The sequence below is a fragment of the Aliihoeflea aestuarii genome, assembly GCF_024105665.1.
In the GTDB taxonomy this organism is placed as follows: domain Bacteria; phylum Pseudomonadota; class Alphaproteobacteria; order Rhizobiales; family Rhizobiaceae; genus Aliihoeflea; species Aliihoeflea aestuarii.
Map to the genome: position 1 here is coordinate 98,683 of NZ_JAAAMK010000007.1, position 25,690 is coordinate 124,372.

General features: G+C 63.9%; 22 protein-coding genes. 19 read left to right on the forward strand and 3 right to left on the reverse strand.

The features are described 5' to 3' along the window. The first annotated feature begins 47 nt into the window (after positions 1-47). From GTW25_RS14575 to GTW25_RS14660, 18 genes are all read left to right on the forward strand, one after another. Complete coding sequence (locus tag GTW25_RS14575; RefSeq protein ID WP_252912925.1) at positions 48-1,499, forward strand: UDP-N-acetylmuramoyl-L-alanyl-D-glutamate--2,6-diaminopimelate ligase; 1,452 nt, start codon at positions 48-50, stop codon at positions 1,497-1,499. Next, positions 1,496-2,944, forward strand: coding sequence for a UDP-N-acetylmuramoylalanyl-D-glutamyl-2,6-diaminopimelate--D-alanyl-D-alanine ligase (locus tag GTW25_RS14580; protein ID WP_252912926.1), 1,449 nt, complete (start codon positions 1,496-1,498; stop codon positions 2,942-2,944). The genes GTW25_RS14575 and GTW25_RS14580 overlap by 4 nt, the downstream gene beginning before the upstream one ends. A 16-nt stretch (positions 2,945-2,960) precedes the next feature. Continuing rightward, positions 2,961-4,043, forward strand: coding sequence for a phospho-N-acetylmuramoyl-pentapeptide-transferase (gene mraY, locus GTW25_RS14585; RefSeq protein ID WP_252912928.1), 1,083 nt, complete (start codon positions 2,961-2,963; stop codon positions 4,041-4,043). A gap of 3 nt (positions 4,044-4,046) precedes the next feature. Further along, positions 4,047-5,450 (forward strand): UDP-N-acetylmuramoyl-L-alanine--D-glutamate ligase, encoded by a 1,404-nt coding sequence (gene murD, locus GTW25_RS14590; RefSeq protein WP_252912930.1) that lies wholly within the window; start codon positions 4,047-4,049, stop codon positions 5,448-5,450. Then, a complete protein-coding gene (gene ftsW, locus GTW25_RS14595; protein ID WP_252912932.1) occupies positions 5,447-6,604 on the forward strand; it encodes a putative lipid II flippase FtsW in 1,158 nt (385 codons plus the stop codon). The genes murD and ftsW overlap by 4 nt, the downstream gene beginning before the upstream one ends. A 1-nt stretch (position 6,605) precedes the next feature. Further along, complete coding sequence (murG, locus tag GTW25_RS14600; RefSeq protein ID WP_252912934.1) at positions 6,606-7,724, forward strand: undecaprenyldiphospho-muramoylpentapeptide beta-N-acetylglucosaminyltransferase; 1,119 nt, start codon at positions 6,606-6,608, stop codon at positions 7,722-7,724. Next, positions 7,721-9,133 (forward strand): UDP-N-acetylmuramate--L-alanine ligase, encoded by a 1,413-nt coding sequence (murC, locus tag GTW25_RS14605; protein ID WP_252912936.1) that lies wholly within the window; start codon positions 7,721-7,723, stop codon positions 9,131-9,133. Before murG ends, murC begins: the two co-directional genes overlap by 4 nt. Further along, positions 9,130-10,092, forward strand: a complete 963-nt coding sequence (murB, locus tag GTW25_RS14610) for a UDP-N-acetylmuramate dehydrogenase (protein ID WP_252912937.1) — start codon at positions 9,130-9,132, stop codon at positions 10,090-10,092. Before murC ends, murB begins: the two co-directional genes overlap by 4 nt. 522 nt (positions 10,093-10,614) lie before the next feature. Continuing rightward, entirely contained in the window at positions 10,615-11,541 is a 927-nt protein-coding gene (locus GTW25_RS14615; protein ID WP_252912938.1) for a D-alanine--D-alanine ligase, read from the forward strand. A gap of 17 nt (positions 11,542-11,558) precedes the next feature. After that, a complete protein-coding gene (locus GTW25_RS14620) occupies positions 11,559-12,437 on the forward strand; it encodes a cell division protein FtsQ/DivIB (RefSeq protein ID WP_252912939.1) in 879 nt (292 codons plus the stop codon). Continuing rightward, the gene (gene ftsA, locus GTW25_RS14625; protein ID WP_252912940.1) at positions 12,434-13,744 is read left to right on the forward strand and encodes a cell division protein FtsA; all 1,311 of its coding nucleotides are present in this window, start codon (positions 12,434-12,436) and stop codon (positions 13,742-13,744) included. Before GTW25_RS14620 ends, ftsA begins: the two co-directional genes overlap by 4 nt. Before the next feature lie 71 nt (positions 13,745-13,815). Further along, the gene (gene ftsZ, locus GTW25_RS14630) at positions 13,816-15,492 is read left to right on the forward strand and encodes a cell division protein FtsZ (RefSeq protein ID WP_252912942.1); all 1,677 of its coding nucleotides are present in this window, start codon (positions 13,816-13,818) and stop codon (positions 15,490-15,492) included. Between the two features lie 111 nt (positions 15,493-15,603). Continuing rightward, positions 15,604-16,455, forward strand: a complete 852-nt coding sequence (gene lpxC / locus GTW25_RS14635; RefSeq protein ID WP_252912945.1) for a UDP-3-O-acyl-N-acetylglucosamine deacetylase — start codon at positions 15,604-15,606, stop codon at positions 16,453-16,455. Positions 16,456-16,569: 114 nt separating this feature from the next. Beyond that, positions 16,570-17,451: an outer membrane protein assembly factor BamD gene (locus GTW25_RS14640; RefSeq protein ID WP_290128051.1), complete on the forward strand. Its 882-nt coding sequence runs from the start codon at positions 16,570-16,572 to the stop codon at positions 17,449-17,451. Positions 17,452-17,463: 12 nt separating this feature from the next. Then, on the forward strand, positions 17,464-19,125 hold the full coding sequence (gene recN, locus GTW25_RS14645) for a DNA repair protein RecN (RefSeq protein ID WP_252912946.1): 1,662 nt from the start codon (positions 17,464-17,466) through the stop codon (positions 19,123-19,125). Between the two features lie 66 nt (positions 19,126-19,191). Next, positions 19,192-21,327, forward strand: coding sequence for an NAD-dependent DNA ligase LigA (ligA, locus tag GTW25_RS14650; protein WP_252912947.1), 2,136 nt, complete (start codon positions 19,192-19,194; stop codon positions 21,325-21,327). Positions 21,328-21,400: 73 nt separating this feature from the next. After that, on the forward strand, positions 21,401-22,102 hold the full coding sequence (locus GTW25_RS14655) for an AzlC family ABC transporter permease (protein ID WP_252912948.1): 702 nt from the start codon (positions 21,401-21,403) through the stop codon (positions 22,100-22,102). Next, positions 22,099-22,392, forward strand: coding sequence for an AzlD family protein (locus GTW25_RS14660; protein ID WP_252912950.1), 294 nt, complete (start codon positions 22,099-22,101; stop codon positions 22,390-22,392). Before GTW25_RS14655 ends, GTW25_RS14660 begins: the two co-directional genes overlap by 4 nt. Here GTW25_RS14660 and GTW25_RS14665 read toward each other — a convergent pair. After that, positions 22,384-24,216, reverse strand: a complete 1,833-nt coding sequence (locus GTW25_RS14665; RefSeq protein ID WP_252912952.1) for an aminopeptidase P family protein — start codon at positions 24,214-24,216, stop codon at positions 22,384-22,386. The genes GTW25_RS14660 and GTW25_RS14665 overlap by 9 nt on opposite strands. A 58-nt stretch (positions 24,217-24,274) precedes the next feature. After that, positions 24,275-24,490: a hypothetical protein gene (locus tag GTW25_RS14670; protein WP_252912954.1), complete on the reverse strand. Its 216-nt coding sequence runs from the start codon at positions 24,488-24,490 to the stop codon at positions 24,275-24,277. A gap of 57 nt (positions 24,491-24,547) precedes the next feature. Between GTW25_RS14670 and GTW25_RS14675 the strand changes: the two genes are divergently transcribed. Further along, the gene (locus GTW25_RS14675; protein ID WP_252912956.1) at positions 24,548-24,733 is read left to right on the forward strand and encodes a hypothetical protein; all 186 of its coding nucleotides are present in this window, start codon (positions 24,548-24,550) and stop codon (positions 24,731-24,733) included. 67 nt (positions 24,734-24,800) lie between these two features. Here the strand turns inward: GTW25_RS14675 and GTW25_RS14680 are convergent, their stop codons facing one another. Beyond that, positions 24,801-25,673 (reverse strand): 50S ribosomal protein L11 methyltransferase, encoded by an 873-nt coding sequence (locus GTW25_RS14680; protein WP_252912958.1) that lies wholly within the window; start codon positions 25,671-25,673, stop codon positions 24,801-24,803. Positions 25,674-25,690 lie beyond the last annotated feature (17 nt).

Consider the following 25,690-nt stretch of genomic DNA (forward strand, 5'->3'; position numbering starts at 1 on the left):
CCGGCCCGCTGCCCTTTGGCCGCCGGCTTCCGTTCGATTGGAAACGCATGAAACTTGCCGACCTTGCAACCGTCCAAGCCGTCGTTCCGCCCGAAGCGGGTGCGATCGAGGTGAGGGGCTTTGCGCTCGATTCGCGTAAGGTCGAGCCGGGTTTCGTCTTTGCGGCACTTCAGGGCTCGAAGGCAGACGGCTCCGACTTCGTGGCGGAGGCGGTCGCGCGCGGCGCAAGCGCGGTCATCGCCGCGCCCGATTCGAGGCTGGTTGCGGATGTGCCCGTCATTCGGTCCGACGATCCCCGCCGCACGCTTTCCCTGGCGCTGGCAGCCTTCTACGGCACACAGCCCAAAACGATGGTCGCGGTTACCGGAACGGCCGGCAAGACCTCGGTCGCCAGCTTCACGCGGCAGATCTGGGAGTATGCGGGCGAACAGGCGGCCAGCATCGGCACGACCGGGATCGTCTCGCCGAAGCTCACCCAATATGGCTCGTTGACGACGCCGGACCCTGTCGCGCTGCACCAGCTTTTGAAACGGCTCGCGGATGATGGCGTGACCCATGCGGCGATGGAGGCGTCGAGCCATGGGCTCGAACAGCGCCGGCTCGACGGGGTGAAGCTGGCGGCCGCCGGCTTTACTAATCTCGGCCGCGACCACATGGATTATCATCCGACGATGGACGAATATTTCGCAGCGAAAATGCGAATTTTCGACACGTTGATGCAAAAATCCGGTCCTGCGATCGTCTTTGCGGACGATGTGTGGTCGGCTCGGGCGATCGAGGCGGGCAAGAAGGCTGGTCTGGACGTCCTGACCGTCGGCCGTGCCGGGACGTTTCTGGAGCTGAAGCGCGTCGAGCATGAGCGTCATCGCCAGCGCACCGAGCTTTGCCATGAGGGCCGCATCTACGAGATCGACCTGCCGCTGGCAGGCGATTTCCAGATTTCGAATGCGCTCGTCGCTGCCGGTCTTGCCATTGCAACCGGAACGCCCACCGCAACGGCGCTCGGCGCGCTGCGCAAGCTGAAGGGTGCGTCCGGCCGTCTCGAACTGGTCGGCACGACAGGCGAGGGCTCGCCCGTCTATGTCGATTATGCGCATAAGCCGGAGGCGCTGGAAAACGTGCTTTCGGCGGTGCGGCCGTTCACGACGGGACGCGTGATGGTCGTGTTCGGTTGCGGCGGCGACCGCGACAAGGGCAAGCGGCCGATCATGGGCGAGATCGCCGGACGGCTTGCCGATGTGGTAATCGTGACCGACGACAACCCGCGCTCCGAGGAGCCGGCATCGATCCGCGCCGCGATCATGGAGGCTGTGCCGCAGGCAACCGAGATCGGCGACCGGCGGCAGGCGATCCGTGCGGCGGTCGGGATGCTGTCCAAGGGTGACACGCTGATCGTTGCGGGCAAAGGACACGAGGAAGGGCAGACCGTAGGCGACAGGACGCTGCCCTTTTCCGATCATGACGAGGTGCGGGCGGCGTTGAAGGAGAACGCAAAATGAGTCCGCTCTGGACTGGAACCGATCTCGTCGCCGCCATGGCCGGACGGCCCGTCGGCTCGATGCCGCAAGGCATAACCGGTATCTCGATCGACAGCCGCACCTTGAGGCCCGGCGAAGCCTTCTTCGCCATCAAGGGCGACCAGTTCGACGGGCACGACTTCGCGACGGCCGCAATCAAGGCCGGCGCGAGCCTTCTCGTCGTTCAGGAAAACAAATTGCCTGCTCTCGGACGTCTCAACACGCCGATGATCGTCGTTCCCGACGTTCTCGAAGCGCTGGTCGCGACCGGCATCGCCGCGCGCACGCGCTCCAAGGCGAAGATCATCGCCGTGACGGGCTCGGCGGGCAAGACGAGCACGAAGGAGGGGCTGCGCACGGCGCTTTCGGCCGTCGGCACGGTTCACGCATCGGACAAATCGTTCAACAACCATTGGGGCGTGCCCCTGACGCTCGCCCGCATGCCGGCCGAGACGGACTACGCCGTCTTTGAGATCGGCATGAACCATCCCGGCGAAATCCGCCCGCTGGTCAAGATGGTCAGGCCGCATATCGCCATCGTGACGATGATCGCGGCCGCCCATCTCGGTTTCTTCAAGGATGTCGAGGAGATCGCGACCGCCAAGGCCGAGATTTTCGAAAGTGTCGAGCCCGGCGGCCACGCGCTGCTCAACCGTGACGACGCGCATTTCAAGCAGCTCGAAAAGGCCGCGCGCGATGCGGGCGTCGACAATGTCTGGGGCTTCGGCGAGCACTCGCGCGCTACGTTCAAGCTCGTAAAGACGAAGATGTTCGCTGACGGCGCGGCCTTTACGGCCAAGATGGCCGGCGAAGACCTCGTCGCCAAGATCCGCGCCCCCGGCCGTCACATGGTTCAGAACGCGATCGCCGTTCTGGCCGCCTCCTATCTCGCCGGTGCCGATATGGCGCGCGTTTCCCACGCGCTGGCCGATATGCGCCCGGAAGAAGGGCGCGGCGCGCGTCATCGTCTCCAGCACAGCCAAGGCGCGTTCGTCCTGATCGACGAAAGCTACAATGCCAACCCGGCGTCGATCCGCGCTGCGATGGATGTGTTGCAGGCCACTGATGTAAACGGTCACGGACGCCGCATCGCCGTTCTGGGCGATATGCTGGAACTGGGCGTTCATTCGCAGGCCTTGCATGCTGAACTGGCGGAAACCATCGATCCGGCGGCGACCGGCGTCGTATTGCTGGTCGGCCCGGAAATGAAGGCGCTGGCCGAGGCTCTGCCGGACACTATGCGCGTCGAGCACCGCGAGACGGTCGGCGAGCTTCAGCCGGTTCTGACCGGCCTGGTGCGGGCCGGCGACGTAGTGATGATCAAGGCGTCGAAGAGCATCGGCGCGTCAAGGCTCGTCACAGCCTTGCGCGATATGTTCCCCGCAGCCGAAACGAATCCGCAGCGCGAAACCGCTCAGGACGCCTGAGGAGACAGGAACCGACATGCTGATGCTTCTCGTACCGCTGGCGGATCAGGTTTCGGCCTTCAACGTCTTCCGGTACATTACTTTCAGGACGGGCGGGGCGCTGATCACGTCGGCGCTCATCGTGTTCATCTTCGGGCCGATGATCATCGACGCACTGCGCATCCGGCAGGGGCGCGGGCAGCCGATCCGCGCGGACGGGCCGCAGACCCATTTCAAGAAAGCGGGCACGCCGACCATGGGCGGCCTGATGATGCTCATCGGCATCGTCGGCGCATCGCTTTTGTGGGCAAATCTCGGGTCCATCTATGTCTGGGTGGTGCTGCTGGTCACGCTCGGCTTCGGCGCGATCGGCTTTTACGACGATTACCTCAAGGTCACGAAGCAGTCCCATATGGGCTATTCGGGCAAAGCGCGCCTCGGCATGGAGTTCCTGATTGCGGGGATCGCCACCTTCGTCATCATGAATGCCGGCGAAGCGCCGTTCTCGTCGTCGCTGACCTTCCCGTTCATCAAGGATTTGCTGCTCAATCTGGGATGGTTCTTCATTCCGTTCGCCGCCTTCGTCATTGTCGGCGCGGGCAATGCCGTCAATTTGACGGATGGCCTCGACGGCCTCGCCATCGTCCCGGTGATGGTGGCGGCGGCAGCGTTCGGCGTCATCGCCTATCTGTCGGGCAACGCGGTCTTTGCCGATTATCTGCAAATCCATTTCGTACCGGGCACCGGCGAACTGGCGGTCATTCTCGGCGCGGTGATCGGCGCGGGGCTCGGCTTCCTCTGGTTCAACGCGCCGCCCGCCGCCATCTTCATGGGCGATACGGGGTCGCTGGCGCTCGGCGGCCTGATCGGCGCGATCGCGGTGGCGACCAAGCATGAGATCGTGCTCGCCATCATCGGCGGGTTGTTTGTCATGGAAGCGTTGTCGGTCATCATCCAGGTCGGCTGGTTCAAGCTGACCGGCAAGCGCGTGTTCCTCATGGCGCCGATTCATCACCATTTCGAAAAGCTCGGCTGGACGGAGAGTCAGGTCGTGATCCGGTTCTGGATCATCGCCGTGATCCTGGCCCTCATCGGCCTGTCCTCGCTGAAGCTGAGGTAGGAAATGATCGCGGCCCGCTCCTTCGCAAATCGCAGCGTTGCGCTCTTCGGCCTCGGCGGGTCGGGCATCGCGACCGCGCGCGCGCTGATCGAGGGCGGTGCGAAGATGATCGCGTTTGACGACAATCCTCAAAGCGTCGAGCAGGCGAAAAGTGCGGGCGTTCCGGTAAGCGACCTGCGCAAGATCGACTGGACGCCAGTTTCCAGCCTACTCCTTGCGCCCGGTGTCCCTCTGACGCATCCCAAGCCCCACTGGACCGTCGATCTGGCGCGCGCCGCCGGCGTCGAGATCATCGGCGACATCGAGTTGTTCGCACGCGAGCGGCGTCTGGCCGCGCCCGATGCGCCGCTGGTCGCGATCACGGGGACGAACGGAAAGTCGACGACGACGGCCCTGATCGCGCATCTGCTGCGCCACGCCGGTCGCGACACACAGATGGGCGGCAATATCGGCAAGGCGGTGATGACGCTCGAACCGCCGATGCCGGGCCGCCACTACGTCGTCGAGTGCTCGTCCTATCAGATCGACCTCGCCCCTTCGCTGGACCCGACCGTCGGCATCCTGCTCAATTTGACGCCCGACCATCTCGACCGTCACGGAACGATGCAGCACTACGCCGCGATCAAGGAGCGGCTGGTCGCGGGTAGCGAGACGGCAGTGATTGCCGTGGACGACGTCCATTGCGAACAGATCGCGTCGCGGCTTGAAGCGGCGGGAAATCAGGTAGTGCGGATTTCCAAACGGCACGAACTTGCCGATGGCTACTTCGCGTCCGGCTCCGATCTCGTGCACGCATCCGCCGGAAAAAACGAAACCGTCGCATCGCTCCACGGCATCGACACGCTGCGCGGTCAGCACAATGCGCAAAATGCGCTGGCCGCCGTCGCGGCCTGCGTCGCGCTCGGGCTGACCCCTGCGGAAGTCCAGGCGGGTTTGACGTCGTTTCCCGGTCTGGCGCATCGGATGGAACTCGTCGGCACTCGGGGCAACGTGCTCTTCGTCAACGATTCCAAGGCGACCAACGCGGAAGCGGCGGCCCCGGCGCTGTCGAGCTTCGGCAATATCTACTGGATCGCCGGCGGTTTGCCGAAGGAAGGCGGTATCGAGACGCTGCGCGGTTTCTTCCCGCGCGTGAAGCGCGCCTATCTCATCGGAGAGGCCGCGCCCGCTTTCGCAGCCACGTTGGGCGATGCCGCGCCATTCGAGATCGCCGGTACGCTCGATGCGGCCGTGACGCATGCCGCGCGCGATGCCGGCGCGGACGGCGTTGACGAGCCGGTCGTGCTGCTGTCGCCGGCCTGCGCCAGTTTCGACCAGTTCAAGAATTTCGAAATTCGTGGCGATGCCTTTCGCAGCGCGGTTCAGGCGCTCGACGGGTTCGTTTCCTTCGGAGGGACATCCAAATGATCAGTCGCGTCGACCGCAGCCCCGTCGCGCAATGGTGGTGGACAATCGACCGCTGGTTCCTGGCGGCGTTTCTGGCGCTGATGCTTCTCGGCGTCGTCCTGTCTTTCGCCGCCAGCCCGGCAGTCGCCGAGCGCATCGGGCTGGGCAGCTTCCATTTCGTCACGCGCCAGATCATCTTCATGATCCCGGCGGTCATCGTGATGATCGGTGTGTCTTTCCTTAGCCCGCGTATGGTGCGGCGGCTGGCGCTGGCAATGCTGGTCTGTTCGCTGATCGCGATGGTCGCGGTTCTGTTCGTCGGTGCCGAGATCAAGGGCTCGCGGCGCTGGCTGCATATCGGCACCATGTCGTTCCAGCCCTCCGAATATCTGAAACCCGCCTTCGTGGTGATCTGCGCGTGGCTCTTTGCCGAACGCGCACGGTCGAACGTTATTCCGGGCAACCTCTTCGCCATGATGCTGCTCGGCGTGGTTCTGGCCCTGCTCGTTGCGCAGCCCGATCTCGGCCAGTCGATCCTGGTGGTGGCGACGTGGGGGGTCATGTTCTTCCTCGCCGGTCTGCCATGGATATGGATCGCCATCCTGGGCGGACTCGCCCTGACGCTGGGGTTGGGCGCTTACACCTCATTCGATCACGTTCGCGGCCGTATCGACCGCTTCCTGACCGGCGAGGGCGACACCTACCAGGTGGATATGGGGCATGAGGCGATGGTGCGCGGCGGCTGGTTCGGGCAGGGGCCGGGCGAAGGCTCGGTCAAGCGCATCCTGCCGGACAGCCATACCGACTTCGTCTTCGCGGTCGCGGCCGAGGAGTTCGGCCTGATCCTGTGCCTGGTCATCGCCGGCCTGTTCGCATTCGTCGTTCTGCGCGGCATCGCCAAAGCCTCGCGCGAACACGACGATTTCTCCCGTTTCGCGATCGCCGGGCTTGTGGCGCTGTTCGGCTTCCAGTCGATCATCAATATGGGCGTCAACCTGCAACTCCTGCCCACGAAGGGCATGACGCTTCCGTTCATCTCCTATGGCGGCTCGTCGCTCGTCGCGATGGCGATTTCCATGGGAATGGTGCTGGCCCTGTCGCGGCGCAAGCCGCAGCAGCTTAGCGTGCTTTCGGGACGCGGGTTCGGGGCGCAGCCCCTGCCGGCGGGCGAATGACATGAGCCGGGGATTGATGCTCCTTTCGGCGGGCGGCACGGGTGGGCACCTGTTTCCGGCTGAGGCACTGGCGCATGAACTCAATGCGCGCGGCTGGCTGGTCCATCTGGCGACCGACGACCGGGCCGGACGCTTCGCGGGAGACTTCCCGGCCGCCAAGGTCCATCCGATCGATTCGGCGACGATCGGCTCCAAAAATCCGCTGGCGCTGGCGCGAACTTTCCTCGCGCTCTGGAAGGGCGTGCGTCAGGCAACGAAGATCATCGAGACGATCCGCCCCAAGGTCGTGATCGGGTTCGGTGGCTATCCGACGCTGCCGCCGCTCTACGCGGCCACGCGGCGCAACGTTCCGACCATGCTGCACGAGCAGAACGCGGTGATGGGACGTGCCAACAAGGCGCTTGCCGGCAAGGCCAAGGCGATCGCCGGCGGGTTCCTCGAGCCAGGAACCGACAGCCGGGTGGTCGTCACCGGTAATCCCGTGCGTCCGTCGGTGATCGAGGCTTCATCCGTATCCTATGTTGCATCGGGTGCGGGCGAGCCCTTTCATCTGCTCGTCTTCGGCGGCAGTCAGGGCGCGCAGTTCTTTTCGCAGGCGGTTCCGCAGGCGGTGGGCCTGCTGCCAGCCGAACTTCGCGCGCGGTTGAAGGTCACTCAGCAGGCGCGCGTCGATGACGAGGCGGCGGTCAAGGCGGCATATACCGAATTGGGAATCGAGGCGGAGGTCTCGCCGTTCTTCAGGGACATGGCGAAAAGGATCGCTTCGGCGCAATTGGTGATTTCCCGTTCGGGCGCGTCGACGGTTTCGGAAATGGCGGTCATCGGACGGCCGTCCATCCTCGTTCCCTATCCCCATGCGCTCGATCACGACCAGGCGGCGAACGCCGCCGCGCTCGCCGCAGCCGGCGGGGCGCTCGTGGAGGCGCAATCGGGCCTGTCGGCCGAACGGCTTGCGGAACTGATCGCAGGTCTCATGAGCGATGCGGATCGTGCGGGGAAGATGGCTGCGGCGGCCCGCTCGGCCGGAAAGCCGAACGCGGCGGCATTGCTTGCCGACCTCGCCGAGGCTATTGCGGCGGGCCAGACAGTCAGCCAATTCACTCAAGGAGCCGCCCCATGAAAATGCCCCAGACCATCGGCGTCGTGCATTTCATCGGCATCGGCGGCATCGGCATGAGCGGAATAGCCGAGGTTCTTCACAATCTGGGCTACAAGGTTCAGGGGTCGGATCAGTCGGAGAGCGCGAACGTCCAGCGCCTGCGCGCCAAGGGCATCGAGTGCTTCGTCGGCCACGCGGCGGAAAATCTCGGTCAGGCCGAGGTCGTCGTCGTGTCGACCGCGATCCGCAAATCCAATCCGGAACTCAGCGCCGCACGCGAGAAGCTTCTGCCGATCGTGCGGCGGGCCGAGATGCTGGCCGAACTGATGCGCTTCCGGCAGGCCGTCGCCATCGGCGGCACGCACGGCAAGACCACGACCACATCGATGGTCGCGACGTTGCTCGATGCCGGAGGGCTTGACCCGACCGTCATCAATGGCGGCATCATCAACGCCTATGGCACCAATGCGCGCATGGGCGAGGGCGAGTGGATGGTGGTGGAGGCAGACGAGAGCGACGGCACCTTCCTGAAGCTGCCGGCTGAAATCGCCGTCATCACCAATATCGACCCCGAGCATCTCGACCATTACGGCTCGTTCGAAAAGGTGCGCGAGGCGTTCCGCCAGTTCGTCGAGAACGTGCCGTTCTACGGCGTCGGCGTGATGTGCATCGATCATCCCGAAGTGCAGCAACTCGTCGCACGCATCGAGGACCGGCGCGTCATCACCTATGGCGAGAATCCGCAGGCGGACGTTCGGTTCTACAATCACCGGATGGACGGGGAATCGTCGCTCTTCGACGTGATGATTCGCAACCGCAAGCGCGATGCGACCCTGACGATCGAGGGGCTGCGCCTGCCGATGCCCGGCCGCCACAATGTTTCGAACGCCACGGCCGCCATCGCCGTCGCCCACGAGCTCGGCCTCGGTGCGGATGCAATCCGCAAGGGGCTTTCGGCTTTCGGCGGGGTGAAGCGGCGCTTCACGCTGACGGGTGAATGGAACGGCGTGAAGGTGTTCGACGATTACGGACACCACCCGGTCGAAATCAAGGCCGTCCTGCGCGCGGCACGCGAAGCCTGTCAGGGCCGGATCGTCGCGATCGCGCAGCCGCACCGCTTTACGCGCCTGCGCGACCTGTTCGACGATTTCGCGTCCTGCTTCAACGATGCCGATACGGTCATGATCGCGCCCGTTTATGCGGCGGGGGAGGACGAGATCGACGGCATCAACGCCGAGACGCTTGTCTCGCGCATGAAGGCCGGCGGGCATCGCGATGCGCGAACGCTGAGCGGGCCGGATGCGATCGCGTCCGCTGTTCGGGAACTGGTCGAGCCGGGCGATTTCGTCGTCTTCCTCGGTGCGGGCAACATCACGCAATGGGCCTACGCGCTGCCGAAGGAATTGAATTCGCTCGAGGCCGCGGCATGATCGACGGACATGCGCTTCTGGCGCGGCTCGGCGATCTGACCGCCATTCGCGGACGGCTGATGCCCGATGCGCGGATGGAGACGATCACCTGGTTTCGCGTCGGCGGTGCGGCCGAGCTTTTGTTCCAGCCCGCCGACGAGGATGATCTGGCGGCATTCCTGCGCCTTATTCCAGATGATGTTCCGGTTCTTGTCGTGGGCATCGGGTCGAACCTTCTGGTGCGGGACGAAGGCATTCCGGGCGTCGTCATCCGTCTTTCGGCCAAGGGTTTCGGGCAGGTCGAGGTGCTGGACGAAACGCGTTTGCGCGCCGGTGCCGCCGCACCCGACAAGCGCGTCGCGGCTGCGGCGCTCGATGCCGGGATCGGCGGCTTCCATTTCTATCACGGCATTCCGGGCGCGATCGGCGGTGCGCTGCGCATGAATGCGGGTGCGAACGGCGTCGAAACGCGCGAGCGCGTCGTGGATGTCTATGCGCTCGACCGAACCGGCAAGCGCCACGTCCTGTCCAATGCGCAGATGGGCTACGCCTACCGGCATTCCGACGCGCCTGCCGACCTGATCTTCACAGGCGCGCTCATGGAAGGCTACCGGGACGATCCCGATGCGATCCGTGCAGCTATGGACGAGGTTCAGCATCACCGCGAAACCGTCCAGCCGATCAGGGAAAAGACCGGTGGCTCGACCTTCAAGAATCCGGCAGGCACGTCGGCCTGGAAGGAGATCGACAAGGCGGGCTGTCGCGGGCTGGTCATCGGCGGCGCGCAGATGTCGCCCATGCACTGCAACTTCATGATCAATACCGGTACCGCATCGGCCTACGATCTCGAATTTCTGGGCGAAACCGTTCGCGCCCGCGTGCTGGCGAATTCGGGCATCGCGCTCGAATGGGAGATCAAGCGGATCGGGCAGGCGAAGCCGGGCCACGAGGTTGCGGAATTTCTCGGCGAGCGGGTGTGATGCTCGGGGAATGCCAGACAAAGATTGCGCACAATATCCCGGCATCAGGCCCGTTTCATAGCGCTCCGTCCTGCAGAGCGGATGGCTGAATGAACGGCGAGGCATGGATTCCTGTGACGAGCATAGGAATGACGGTTGCAGGGCTGTTTTAACCAGTCTCGCAGGTTGGCGATTTGCATACTCCTCAATGCCGTCATTCCTGTGCTCGTCACAGGAATCCATGCCTCGACTGTCGATATGCCGCTACGGTCTGCGCCATGACCACGATCGTCGACGACGCTACTCACGATCCCCTTGAAGCCGGCTCGCGATCACGGGCTGAAACAAAAAATAATGCTCCCTGAATCCCAAGCACTTGCCACGGAATCCGCGATCTGATTCTTTGGGTGTGCGGCGTTATCTGATTTGAGTCGGCCACGCTTGAAGCGTGTGGGGACGGTTGGCCTTTGTTTGGCCGGCCGGTGTCGATTCACGTCTCGATAGCTGAGAATTTTGGCCCGTTGGAAGAGGGGATTTCCGGGCATGGTGCAAAAACACGTAGCCGTCCTGATGGGGGGATTTTCCTCCGAGCGGCCTGTGTCTCTGGCTTCCGGAAACCCGTGTGCCGATGCGCTCGAAGGCGCGGGCTATCGCGTGACGCGTGTCGACGTGGCGCGCGATGTCGCCTCGGTTTTGGGCGAACTGAAGCCGAACGTCGCCTTCAATGCGCTGCACGGCCCGTTCGGCGAGGACGGCACCATCCAAGGCATCCTCGAATATCTCGAAATCCCCTATACGCATTCAGGCGTCCTTGCCTCCGCTCTTGCGATGAACAAGGAGCAGGCCAAGCGCGTCGCGAAATCGGCCGGCATCCCGGTGGCCGAAGCGAAGGTGATGAACCGTCATTCGATCGGCCAGGCTCACCCCATGAAACCGCCTTACGTGGTCAAGCCCGTCAGCGAGGGATCGAGCTTCGGCGTCGTGATCGTCAAGGAAGATCAGGCGCATCCGCCGCAAATCATCGGCTCGTCCGACTGGCGCTACGGCGACATCGTGATGGTCGAGCGATTCGTCCATGGACGGGAATTGACCTGCGCCGTCATGGGCGATATCGCGCTTGGCGTGACCGAGATCATCCCTGTCGGCCACTCCTTCTATGATTTTGATTCAAAATATGTCGAAGGGGGCTCGAAACACGAACTGCCGGCAAAAATTTCACCGTTTATTTACCAAAAAATACAGACACTCGCGCTCAAGGCTCATCAAGCAATCGGCTGTCGGGGGGTCTCCCGATCCGACTTCCGCTACGACGACCGTCATTCCGAAAATGGCGAGGTCATCTGGCTGGAGGTGAACACCCAGCCGGGGATGACGCCGACATCTCTTGTGCCGGAATTGGCCGAGCATGCGGGGCACAGCTTCGCGGAATTGTTGAGTTGGATGGTGGAGGACGCATCGTGTCTGCGTTAGGAGAGCGAACCGGTCGAGTGACCTGGTCGGCGCATGATGCGTTCGTCCTGCCGCGCTTCCTTCGTCGTCCCGCGCGCCATCTGCATCGCTGGACTTCGGGCGAGGTAGAGCCGCCGCGCTTTGCCGCGCTGATGGCAAGCGCTCTGCTGATCGGCTCGTCGGTGGTCTATGGCACGATCGTCGGTGGACATATGCCCGGCGTCGTTCAGTCGGTCACCGCTCGAACCGGTTTCGCCATCGACAATATCGAGATCGTCGGCAACCGCTACACATCCGAGATCGATGTCTTCGGCGCGGTCGGCCTCGACGGCTGGACATCGCTGATCGGCTTCAGCGCCGGCGAGGCGCGTGAGCGCATCGCGCGCCTGCCGTGGGTCGAGAAGGTCGAGGTGCAGAAGGTCTATCCCTCGACGCTTGCCGTCACGATGATCGAGCGCCAGCCTTTCGCCGTCTGGCAGCAGGGTTCGCGGTTGTGGGTCGTCGAGGAAGACGGCCGGGTCATCACGCCGCTGGCGCGCAGCCAGCATGCCGAGCTTCCGGTGGTCGTCGGGTCGGGTGCGGAAGAACACGCGGCTGAATTCATCAGCGTGATGCAGGGCTTCCCGCAACTCGCATCGCGGACGCGGGCCTATATCCGCGTCGCCGACCGCCGCTGGGACCTGCGCATGCGCAACGGCACGACGGTCAAGCTGCCGGTCGAGAATTACGAGCAGGCGCTTGCCGCGCTGGTCGATGTCGACCGCGCGCAGGAGCTTTTCGCCCGCGACGTTTCGGTGGTCGACATGCGTCTCGACGGCCGGATGGTGCTGCAATTGAGCGAAGCGGCGATGGCCGAACGCGACGACATGCTCAAGGAACGTCTGGGCAGGCGATATTCTCCGGAGAAACGCACATGAGCTGGTTGTCCTCCGGCAAGCCGGCTTCGGCAAAGCGATCCGGCATCGTCACCGTCCTCGATGTGGGATCGAGCAAGGTGTGCTGCATCATCGCCAAGCTGAAGCCGAGCGAGCAGAGTGACGTCTTGCCGGGCCGTACCCATCAGGCACGGGTCATCGGCATCGGCCACCAGAAATCGCTGGGCATCAAGTCGGGCGTGATCGTGGAGCTCGAACGCGCGGAGCAGGCGATCCGGCTCGCAGTCGATGCCGCCGAACGCATGGCCGGGCTGACCGTCGATTCCCTGATCGTGAACATGTCGGCCGGCAGGCTCAAGAGTCGCGTCTTCAGCGCGACGGTCGATCTGGGCGGCCACGAGGCCGACGAATCCGACATCACACGGGTGCTGGCGGCCGGCGCCAAACAGGTGCAGCGCTCCGAGCGCGAAGTCGTTCATTCCATGCCGATCGGCTTTTCGCTCGATGCCGAACGCGGCGTGCGCGATCCGCGCGGCATGGTCGGCGACACGCTTGGCGTCGACATGCATGTGCTGACCGCCGATGCCGCGCCGCTGCGCAATCTGGAACTGTGCATCAACCGTTCGCATCTTTCCGTCGAGCGCTTCGTCGCAACGTCCTACGCAAGCGGACTTTCCGCGCTGGTCGAGGACGAAATGGAGATGGGAGCGGCCTGCATCGATATGGGCGGTGGCACGACCACGCTGGCGATCTTCGCAGACGGCAAGCTTGCCCATGTCGATTCGCTGCCGATCGGCGGAACGCATGTGACGATGGATCTGGCCAAGGGGCTTTCGACGCGCCTTTCGCACGCCGAACGGCTCAAGGTCATGCACGGCTCGGCCATGACCGTGGGCGGAGACGATCGCGACATCGTGACGATCAATCCGATGGGCGAGGACGGCGACGTTCCGCTTCAGGTTCCCCGCTCGGTGATGAACCGGATCATCCGTGCCCGTGTCGAGGAAACGCTCGAGATCGTTCGCGACCGGCTGAACAAGTCCGGCTACGGAAATGTCGTCGGCAAGCGCGTCGTAATGACCGGCGGGGCGAGCCAGCTAACGGGAATGACCGATGCGGCGCGCCGCATTCTGGGACGCAATGTGCGTCTCGGGCGGCCGCTCGGCGTCAGCGGTCTGCCGGAAGCGGCCAAGGGGCCGGCATTTTCGACGGCAGCCGGGCTTTTGATCTACCCGCAAGTTTCGGAACTGGAAAGTCAGCTAAGACGAGGTGGAGGTTTACGCTGGCAGGCCACCGGGACGGGCGGACGATTCCAACGTGTGAGCCAGTGGTTACGGGATAGTTTTTGAGTTTTGACGGGGCTTAGCCCCAGCGGCCGCAGCAGCGTCGCGGCAGGACAGGCGAAAAAAGGACGACACTCATGACAATCAATCTGCAAAAGCCGGACATTACCGAGCTGAAGCCGTGTATCACCGTCTTCGGTGTGGGCGGCGGTGGCGGCAACGCCGTCAACAACATGATCACCGCGGGCCTGCGGGGCGTCGAGTTCGTCGTGGCGAACACCGACGCGCAGGCGCTGACGATGACCAAGGCCGAGCGCCTCATCCAACTCGGCGCGAACGTGACCGAAGGTCTCGGCGCCGGTTCGCAGCCGGAAGTCGGCCGCGCCGCCGCCGAAGAGTGCATCGACGAGATCATCGATCATCTGTCGAACACGCATATGTGCTTCGTCACCGCAGGCATGGGCGGCGGCACCGGCACGGGCGCAGCTCCGGTCGTGGCGCGTGCTGCGCGCGAAAAGGGCATCCTCACGGTCGGCGTCGTTACCAAGCCGTTCCATTTCGAGGGCCAGCGGCGCATGCGCACCGCGGATCTGGGTATCGAGGAACTGCAGAAATGCGTCGATACGCTGATCGTCATTCCGAACCAGAACCTCTTCCGCATCGCCAATGACAAGACCACCTTCGCGGATGCCTTCGCGATGGCCGATCAGGTGCTCTATTCGGGCGTTGCCTGCATCACCGATTTGATGGTCAAGGAAGGCCTGATCAATCTCGACTTCGCCGACGTACGTTCGGTCATGCGCGAGATGGGCAAGGCCATGATGGGCACGGGCGAAGCCTCTGGCGAGGGCCGCGCGCAGGCTGCCGCCGAGGCTGCCATCGCCAACCCGCTGCTCGACGAGACCTCGATGAAGGGCGCCAAGGGCCTTCTGATCTCGATCACCGGCGGGCGCGACCTGACCCTGTTCGAAGTCGACGAAGCCGCAACCCGAATCCGTGAGGAAGTGGATTCGGACGCCAACATCATTCTCGGAGCGACCTTCGACGAGGAACTGGAAGGCGTCATCCGCGTGTCGGTCGTCGCGACCGGTATCGACAAGTCGTCGGCCGAAATCGCCGCCCCGGCGATCACGCCGCGTCAGGCACAGCAACGGCCGGTGCAGGCACCGGTCCAGCAAGCTCCCGCCGCTCCCCAGTCCGCACCGCGCGCGATCGAAGAGCGTCCGCAGCCGGTCGCTGTAGCGGGCCATCCGGTCGCTGCTGCTCCGCTCGATCCGGTCGCCGAGGCGATCCGTCAGGCCGACGCGGAAGCCGCCCAGCTTCGCCCCGCAGCCCCGCAGGACGAGTTCCGCCCGCAAAGCCGCCTGTTCGCGGAGCCGGCCCGTCCGGTCGAAGCGCCGGTCCAGCATGTCGCGCCCGTGCAGCCCGTCGCCGCGCCGGCGCCTGCGCCGCAGGCCCGCATGCCCCGTGTGGAAGACTTTCCGCCGATGGTGCAGGCCGAACTGACGCGTGCCCAGCCGGAACAGCAGAGCGAAGATCGCGGCCCGATGGGCCTCCTGAAGCGCCTGACGAACGGTCTGGCGCGCCGCGAGGAAGAGCCTGCCCGCCTCCAGCCTGCACAGCCGCGCGAGCCGCGTCTGCGTCCGCAGGCACCGGCTCCCGAACAGCGCCGCGCGCCGAGCGCGGATGCGCAGCACTACGCGCCGCGTCGCGGCCAGATGGACGACAATGGCCGCATGGCGGTCCAGCCGCGTCAGGTGCAGGAAGACGATCAGCTCGAAATTCCGGCGTTCCTGCGTCGTCAGGCGAACTGAGCCACTTCCAGATGACATCGTATGGCGGGCCCTTCGGGGCCCGTCGTCGTTTCCGGCTTGCACATGGATCGAGCGCGGCTATGTTCGCGCGAACTTCGTATCGGAAAGCGCATGACGACATTTCAGACGACACTGGCGAGCGAGGCGACGATCGAAGGAATCGGCGTCCATAGCGGCCGCGAGGCGCGGCTCGTTCTGCGGCCCGCCGACCCCAATACGGGTATCGTCTTCGTCGATATGCAGACCGGCCAGCGGCTTGCTGCACGGCGCGAGAACGTGGCGTCGACTGAACTTTCCACCGTGCTCGGCGATCCGAACGGTTTCCATGTCGGCACCGTCGAGCATCTGATGAGCGCGCTTTGCGGCATCGGGCTCGACAATGTCGGGATCGAGATCGAAGGTACGGAAATTCCGATCCTGGACGGCAGCGCGCTGAATTTCGTCGAGATGATCGACGCGGTTGGGCTTGAGCGACAGGAAGCGACGAAGGCCGCGATCCGGGTCCTGCGTCCAATCCGAGTCGAAAACGGACCGGCATGTGCCGAGTTCGTTCCGCATGACGGAAACCGCTTCGAAGTCGCCATCGAATTTCCGTCGCCTGCCATCGGCCGGCAGGAGATCGCCTTCGATCTGGAGCCCGAAACCTATCGTCGCGAGATCGCGCCGGCGCGCACTTTCGGGTTCATGCGCGATGTCGAAAGGCTGTGGGCCGCCGGTCTCGCGCTCGGCTCGTCGCTGGAGAATTCGGTCGTCATCGGCGAGGACGACCGGGTCGTCAATGCAGGCGGTCTGCGCTTCGCAAACGAGTTCGTCCGCCACAAGGCGCTCGATGCCGTGGGCGATCTTGCCATTGGCGGGAGCATGATCACGGGGCTCTACCGCTCGTTCAGGGCCGGTCACCGGATGAATGCGATGGCGCTCGACGCGCTGTTGTCCTCGCCCGATGCGTTCGAGGTGGTTTGACGAATGTGGCCGACGCCGCCACAAAATTGCGGCAATACATTACCATAGCGTTGCTGCCAGCCGGTCGTTATGCTCTAAGACTGGCAATTGCCATTAAGTTTTGCCGGAGGGGCAATGCCCATCGACACGTTCGAACGCACAGAGCGCCAGACCCGTCGCGCCAGACCCGCCTTGCTTCTGGCGGCCGCATTCGCCATGCCTTTCGCGCTCGCTTCCTGCGCGTCGACCGACGATGCGATGGATTTGACCAATTATGTGGAAAGCGTCGAGCCTGCCGACACGCTCTACAATCAGGGCCTTGCCAATCTGGAAGCCGGCCGGCTCAGCGAAGCTGCCAGCAAGTTCGAGGCGGTGGATCGCCAGCATCCCTATTCGGAATATGCCCGGCGCTCCATGGTGATGAGCGCGTTCACGCAGTACCGGCAGGGCAATTACCAGGACGCGATCAATTCCGCGCGCCGCTACGTGCAGCTTTATCCGAACGATTCGGAAGCGGCATATGCACAGTACATCGTCGGCCTCAGCTACTGGCGCCAGATTTCGGACGTAACGCAGGACCAGGCGGACGCGCGCCGCACCATCGAGGCGATGGAAGCCGTCACGCAGCGCTGGCCCGATTCCGAATATGTCGAGGATGCCAATACCAAGATCCGCTATGCCCGCGACCAGCTTGCCGGCAAGGAAATGCAGATCGGGCGCTATTATCTGGAACGTCGCGAATATGTCGCGGCTGTGAAGCGGTTCCGCCTCGTCGTGGAGACCTATTCCAATACGCGCCATGTCGAGGAGGCGCTCGCACGGCTGACCGAGTCCTATTACGCGATGGGCCTCGCGTCCGAAGCGCAGACGGCCGCAGCCGTGCTCGGACACAATTATCCGGACAGCCAGTGGTACCGCGATTCCTACGCGCTCCTGCAATCGGGCGGGCTTCAACCACGCGAAAACTCGGGATCGTGGATTTCGAGGGCCGGCTCGACATTGTTCGGGCGAAGCTGACCCTAACGCTTCATGCTGGCTCATCTGTCGATCCGCGATATCGTCCTGATCGAGCGGCTCGACATCGATTTCCGCTCCGGCCTTTCGGTGCTGACGGGCGAAACGGGCGCCGGCAAATCGATCCTGCTCGATTCCCTCTCGCTGGCGCTCGGCGCGCGCGGGGACGCGTCTCTCGTTCGACACGGCGCGGGGCAGGGCAACGTCACCGCCGTCTTTGACATTCCGGCCGGACATTCTGCGCGTGAACTCCTGCGCGAAAACGGCGTCGAGGACGAGGGCGACATCATCCTGCGGCGTATCCAGACCGGCGACGGTCGCAGCCGTGTCTTCATCAACGATCAGCCGGCGAGCGTAGCGCTTCTTCGCGAGGTCGGCCGGGCTCTGGTCGAAATCCACGGACAGCATGACGACCGGGCGCTGGTGGACGTGACGGCCCATCGCGACCTGCTTGACGCTTTCGGCGGTCATCTTGGTGAAGCGCGCAGCGTCGCGCGTGCCCATCGGCACTGGCGCGATCTGGAAGTGCAGTTGCAGCGCCATCGCGCCAAGGTGGATGCGGCCGCGCGCGAGGCGGACTATCTGCGCGCCTCGGTGGACGAACTTGGCAAGCTCGATCCGCAGCCCGGCGAGGAAACGCATCTTGCCGAGCAACGCGCCGACATGATGCGCTCGGAAAAGATCGCGACCGAGATCAACGACGCGCTCGACGTGCTTTCGGGGCAGGGGTCTGCCGTGCCGCAACTGGCCAGCCTGTTGCGACGCCTGCAACGCAAGGCGGAGGAAGCGCCGGCGCTGCTCGACCCGATCATTTTGCCGCTCGACGAGGCGCTGATCTCGCTCGATGCCGCGCAGACCGCCGTGGACGAGGCGCTGCGGGCGATCGAATTCGATCCGCAGGTGCTGGAACAGGCGGAAGAACGCCTCTTCGCCCTGCGAGCGCTCGCCCGCAAGCATTCCGTGAACGTGGACGACCTTGCCGAATTGCGCGACACGATGCTGGCCGATCTCGCCGACCTCGATGCAGGCGAGGAACGCCTTCAGGCGCTCGAAAAGGATGCGCGCGATGCGCGGGCGGCGTTCGATAAAAAGGCGCTGCATCTGTCGGAGTTGCGCGCCGGCACAGCCGAGCTTCTCGCCCGTGCCGTGATGGACGAATTGCCGGCGCTGAAACTCGAACGGGCAGCGTTCATCGTGGAAATGAAATCCGAACCGGACGATCGCCGAGAATTCGGCATCGACCAGATCGAATTCTGGGTTCGTACGAACCCCGGCACGCGGGCAGGGCCGATCATGAAAGTGGCGTCGGGCGGTGAATTGTCTCGCTTTCTGCTTGCGCTCAAAGTGGCGCTTGCCGACCGGGGGTCCGCGCCCACGCTGGTTTTCGACGAGATCGACACGGGCGTCGGCGGCGCGGTGGCGGATGCGATCGGCGCAAGGCTGGCGCGCCTGTCCGAGCGGGTGCAGGTGCTGTCGGTCACGCACGCGCCGCAGGTCGCCGCGCGTGCCTCGACGCACTATCTCATCTCCAAATCCGGCAATGACGACGGCGTCGCCACGCGCGTCGCGGCGATGGACCTCGATGCCCGCCAGGAAGAGATCGCGCGCATGCTGGCCGGCGCGACGATTACCGACGAAGCGCGGGCGGCAGCGAAGCGTTTGCTTGGGGCTGCCTGAAAGCTCCGCTTGAGCGTGGGACGTTTCCGGCTATTTTGCGGTGCAGTTCCACCGGAAATTCATACCATGACCCATGCTGAAAAACCCGTCGATGACCTGACCCCGGAGGAAGCTGCTGAGGAACTCGCGGCGCTGAGCGCGGAAATTGCGCGGCATGACAAGCTCTATCACGGCAAGGACGCGCCCGAGATTTCCGATGCGGACTACGACGCATTGCGCCAGCGCAATGCCGCGATCGAAGCACATTTTCCCGAACTCGTGCGGGAGGATTCACCCTCCCTGAAAGTTGGGGCCGAGCCAGCGGGGGCATTTACGCCCGTTCGCCACTCGCGGCCGATGCTGTCGCTGGACAACGTCTTTTCCGATGCGGACGTAACCGATTTCGTCCAGTCGGTGCGGCGCTTCCTGTCGCTGAAACCCAATGACGAACTCGTCTTCACCGCCGAACCGAAGATCGACGGGCTGTCCATGTCGCTGCGCTATGTGGACGGAGAACTCGTCACGGCCGCGACGCGCGGGGACGGGACGACCGGTGAGAACGTGACGGCGAACATCCGCACGATTTCGGAAATCCCGAATCGGATCAAGGACGCGCCGGATGTTCTTGAAGTTCGAGGCGAGGTCTATATGGCCCGCGAGGACTTCATGGCGCTGAACGAGCGGATGGCCGAAAGCGGCAGGGTCTTCGCCAATCCGCGCAATGCGGCGGCCGGCAGCCTGCGCCAGATCGATTCGAACGTGACGAAGACGCGGCCTTTGCGCTTCTTCGCCTATGCCTGGGGCGAGACGTCGGAACCGCTTGGCGAGACGCAGTTCGAGGCCGTTGCGCGGCTTGGAAAATGGGGCTTCCCGGTCAATCCGCTGATGGAACGCTGTAGATCGCTTGACGAGATGGTGGCGCATTATCGTGCTATCGAGGCCGGGCGCGCGGACCTTCCCTATGACATCGACGGCGTCGTCTACAAGGTCGACGATCTGGCGCTTCAGGAGCGGCTGGGCTTTCGCTCGCGCAGCCCGCGCTGGGCGACGGCGCACAAGTTTCCGGCCGAAAAGGCGATGACTGAACTCGACGCAATCGACATTCAGGTCGGCCGCACCGGTGCGCTGACGCCGGTCGCGCGGTTGAAGCCGGTGACGGTCGGCGGCGTCGTCGTCACCAATGCGACGCTGCACAATGAGGACTACATCAAGGGCATCGGCATTCGCTCGGACGGGCACGACATTCGCGTCGGCGATACGGTGATCGTTCAGCGCGCGGGTGACGTCATCCCGCAAATCCTCGACATATTGCCGGAAAAGCGACCGAAGGCCGCCCAGCCCTATGTCTTTCCGGATATTTGTCCGGCTTGCGGCAGCCATGCGGTGCGCGAGGAGGGTGAGGCCGTGCGCCGGTGCACGGGCGGGCTCGTCTGCCCGGCGCAGGCGGTCGAGCGTATCCGGCATTTCGTCTCGCGCAACGCACTCGACATCGAGGGACTGGGCGAAAAGCAGATCGAGTTCTTCTACAATCACTCGGACGCGAATTTCTCGATCAGGACACCGGCCGACATCTTCACGCTGGAAGAGCGCCAAAAGAGCTCGCTTGCGAAACTGGAAAATGTCGACGGCTTCGGCGCGGTCTCCGTGAAGAAGCTCTACGCCGCCATCGATGCGCGGCGAGAAGTGGAACATTCGCGCTTCCTCTTCGCGCTGGGCATCCGCCATATCGGTGAGACCAACGCGAAGCGTCTTGCACGGCATTTCCTCAGTTTCGAGGCGCTGCGGATTGCTGCGAGCGAAGCCAAGATGCCGCAAGGAAAGGGCGATCCGGGCAGCGCCGGATGGCAGGAGATCGTCGGCGTCAACGGCATCGGTGCGGTGGTCGCCGAGGCATTGGTGGAGTTCTTCGCCGAAGCGCAGAACATCCGCGCCGTGGACGATCTGCTCGGCCAGATGAAGCCGCGTGATGAAGAGGCGCCGCAGGCTGTTTCGTCGCCGGTCGCGGGCAAGACGGTCGTCTTCACCGGCTCGCTCGAAAAGATGTCGCGCGACGAGGCCAAGGCGATGGCCGAGCGGCTCGGCGCGAAGGTCGCAGGTTCGGTCTCGAAGAAGACCGACCTGGTGGTGGCCGGGCCGGGGGCGGGCTCCAAACTCAAGCAGGCGAGCGAACTCGGAATCGAAGTCATCGATGAAGATCAGTGGTTCGAGCGTGTCGGTCGGTGATCGCTTCGTTTCATTGATGACTGTGCCAAGTCTTTTCATGTGACAGGACAAGAGTGCTGACCTAAGAGAGCGCATGTTCCTCACAGAAGAATTCATGCGCGGCATGCGCCGCAGCACTCCCGTCATCCTGTCTTCCGCGCCTTTCGGCGTGCTCTTCGGCGCGCTTGCGGTCGACAACGGAATGACGGTCGGCGAAGCGGTGCTGATGAGCGCGACCGTCTTTGCCGGCGCGAGCCAGATGGTTGGCCTCGACCTTTTCGGGCAGCACGTCGCGCCATGGCTGATCGTGCTGTCGATCTTCGCGGTCAATTTCCGCCATGTGCTTTATTCGGCGGCAGTCGGGCGGCGCGTACCGCACTGGAGTTCGCCGCAGCGTGCCTTCGGCTTCTTCTTTCTGGTCGATCCGGCCTATGCCGAAGCGGAGGCTCGCGGTGAGCGCGGGCTGGCGGTCAATTTCCCATGGTTCATGGGCATGGTGATTCCCGTCTACATCATGTGGGTGCTGGAGGCCTATGTCGGTGCCGCGTTCGGCGGCCTCATTCCCAACACCTATGCGCTGGGGCTCGACTTCCTTCTGCCGATCTACTTCCTCGGGCTGGTGCTGTCGTTCCGCATGCGGCCGATGTGGTGGCCGATCGTCGCGACGAGCGCGATTACGTCGATCATCGCCTATGAGACGATCGGGTCGCCCTGGCATGTCTCGGTCGGGGCCATAGCAGGTATGGCGTTGGCCGCCTTCATGCCCATCCGGACCAAGGAAGGCGAAGGCGTATGACGACGACGGTCTGGATCATCCTTGCAGGCGCGGTCGCGACCTATCTGTCGCGGATCGGCGGCCATCTCGTCCTGTCCCGCTTCAATCGCATTCATCCGCGCGTGGAAGCCGCGCTTGACGCTGTGCCGGCGGCGGTATTGACCACGCTCGTCGCGCCTGCCGCCTATACGGGGGGACCTGCGGAACTGGCGGCGCTCGCCGTTGCCGCCATTGTCGGATGGCGCGGCGGGCTAATGACGATGTTCCTCGTCGGTGCGGCGGTGCTGATCGCCGGCCGCAATTTATTCTGACAGCGGCGCGGTGGCTTTTTCCAGCCATTGCCTGACATCGTCGTCGACGAGATCGGCGAGTTCGGTAGCCACGCGCGCGTGATAGGCGTCGAGCCAGGCGATTTCCGATACATCCAGCAAAGAGACGTCGACCAGCCGCCTGTCGAATGGTGCAAGTGTCAGCGTCTCGAAGCCGTGCATCGGGATTTCGCCGTCCTCGGTCGTCGTGGCATCCTGTACCACGATGAGGTTTTCGAGCCGGATGCCGTATTCGCCGGGCCGGTAGTAGCCGGGTTCGTTCGACAGGATCATGCCCGGCAGCAGCGTTTGCGTGCCGGTTCGCGCGATGCGTTGCGGGCCTTCGTGGACGCTCAGAAACGAGCCGACGCCGTGGCCGGTGCCGTGGGCGAAATCGAGGCCGGCCTGCCACAGCGCATGCCGCGCGAAGGGGTCGATGTCCATGCCGCGCGTTCCGGTCGGAAAACGCAGCGTCGAGATGGCGATGAGACCCTTGAGCACCAGCGTATAGTGCCGGCGCATCTGGTCGGTCGGCGCGCCGATCGCGACCGTGCGCGTGATGTCGGTTGTACCGTCCTGATACTGGGCGCCGGAATCGACGAGATAGAGTTCGCCGGCCGAAAGTTTCCGGTTCGTCTTGGTCGTCACGCGGTAATGCATGATCGCGCCGTTCGGTCCCGCGCCCGAAATCGTGTCGAAGGAGATGTCGCGTAACGGCATCTGGACTTCCTCGCCGCTGCGGATGCGGCAGGATTCCAGATGGCTTGCGACCGAAATCTCGTCCAGCGTTTCCGGCTTTTGCGCATCCAGCCATGACAGGAACCGTGCCATCGCCACGCCGTCGCGCTGGTGGGCGGCGCGTGCGCCGTCGAGTTCGGCTTCGTTCTTGCAGGCACGCGGCAGGCGGGCGGGGTCGGGCAGATCGATCGTCTTGCCGCCGGCGTCCTCGACCGTCATGCGCAACCGCTCGGCCGCCAGTTGTGGATCGAGCCCGATCGTCGCGCCGTCCGCCGCCAGTTTGCGCAGTGCCGGTTCGAGTGCGGCGGGTGCGTGGAGTTCGGCAAGCTGCGTCAGATAGGCTTTCGCCTCGATGCCGAGCTTGCCGGGATCGATGAAAAGGGAAGGGCGGCCCTCGGCGGGCAGGATCGCGAAGGCGAGCGCAAGGGGCGTGTGATCGACGTCAGCCCCCCTTATATTGAAGATCCAGGCGATGGAGGACGGGTCCGTCACGACCGTATGGGTCGCGCCCGCTTCGCCGATCGCATCCGCCATGCGCGCGATCTTGTCCTTTGCCAGTTCGCCGGCAAAGCCGACCGGCTGGATCGCAACCGCGCCCTTCGGTGCATCGGGTTGGTCCTGCCAGATCGTATCGATCGGATTGACGGCGAGCGGCACGAGTTCGCTGCCGGCCTTCTCCACCGCCGCGAGCAGCGCCTTCGTTTCCGCCACCGTGTGCAGCCATGGGTCGAAACCGAGCCGGACGCCTGCGGGCAGATTGCCAGCGATCCATTTCGTGGGCGGGTTGTCGACGAGGCTGTCATAGGAAAAGGTGTCTTCGTCGGTCTGGTAGCGCACCTGAAGCGTGTAGCGACCGTCCACGAAAATCACCGCGCGATCCATCAGCACGATGGCAGCGCCCGCCGATCCGGTGAAGCCCGTCAGCCATTTCAGCCTGTCGGACCGGGCGGCGACATATTCGCCTTGATGCTCGTCGGCGCGCGGTACGACAAAACCGTCGATGTTCGCGCGCTGCAATTCCCGGCGCAGCAATGGCACACGTTCCGTTCCCTGGCGGGAGTCGCTGTGGCTTTCGAAACTCTGGAACATGATGGCCGTCTCCAAACTGCGAGGCATGATCCTTAGAGCATCATGCAGCCAAGTGGAATCACTTGGCGTCGCAGACATGCGGCAAAATAAAGAGTCGGACCATGATGTCGTCCGAAAACCGGTTCCCACTTTTCGGCATCATGGTCTGGCGCGGCTGTGGCGCGTTCGGAACACTTGGCGGCCGGAATGGAATGCTGCGGCGCAGCGTATATTTCGCAATTGCAAAATAACATGGCAGCCATGCAAGCGTGTCGCTGGTAAAGTAGGTCAGCATTCCTTACCTTTTTGGGCGTGGAGGATCGTTCTTCCAACCGGATCAAGGAGAAGCGTCATGGCAAATTCAGCAAAGCGCGGTTTTTTCAGCAACGCGATGAGCGCCATCGTCGAGGCACGTACGCGTCAGGCGGATCGTTATGTGAACGGTGCCCTTCTCATGCTCGACGATGAGACGTTGCGCGCGAACGGCTACAAGCGCGAAGACCTCGCGAAGCGCGCGACGACGTCGTACCTCTACTGAGTTTCAGGCGAGTTCAGACCTGTTCAGGCAGGGCGGTCCGAAGGGCCGCCCTTTCTTTATGGGCGAATTATCGCTTGAGGTGGAGCGCGACCCAGCCTTCGCGACGGATCGTCTTCACATGCCGGAACGACTGCCCGACATAGGCCGCGATCACCGCCTCGCGCTGACGTTCCAGAATCCCTGACAAAATAAGCGAGCCGCCCGGCGTGAGGTGGCGCGCCATCTGCGGCGCAAGCGCCATCAGCGGGCGTGCAAGGATATTGGCGACGATCAGGTCGAAAGGCTGCCATCTGGCGAAGACATGATGATGGAAGCCGGCCGCAGTGACGGCATCGACATAGGCGTGGGTCTGATTGAGGCGGATGTTCGCCTTGGCCACATCCACGGCAACCGGATCGATGTCGGTGGCCAGAACGGGAACGCGGCAGAACTTCGCCAGAGCAATCGCCAGAACGGCGCTGCCTGTTCCAAGATCGAGCGCGTTACGCGGTGGTTCGCGACGCGCGACCTCGGTGATGAGTTCCAGGCAGCCGGCCGTCGTGCCGTGATGGCCGGTGCCGAATGCCAGCCCGGCCTCGATTTCGATAGCGAGATCGCCAATGCGACGTTTGGCGCGGTCGTGCGCGCCGTGGACGAGGAAACGGCCCACCCGGACCGGCTTCAAGCCCTCCAGAGATTTCGCGACCCAATCGACATCATCGAGCGATTCGTCCGCAAGGGTTGCGGACGGGGCCGTCTGCGAGATGATGTCTTCGATCAGTTTTCGAAGCTCGGCATTTTCGGTTTCGGCATAGACCGAGACCTCGTCGATGCCTGCATCTTCGTCGAGTTCGGAAATCGACAGCGGAAAGCCGTCATCCTCGAGCAGGGTTTCGAGCTTGCGGAAGGCGGCCTCAGCCTCGCTCTTGGCGGCGCTGAAGAAAAGTCTGGTCTGGCCCACCCGGTACTTCCTTTGAA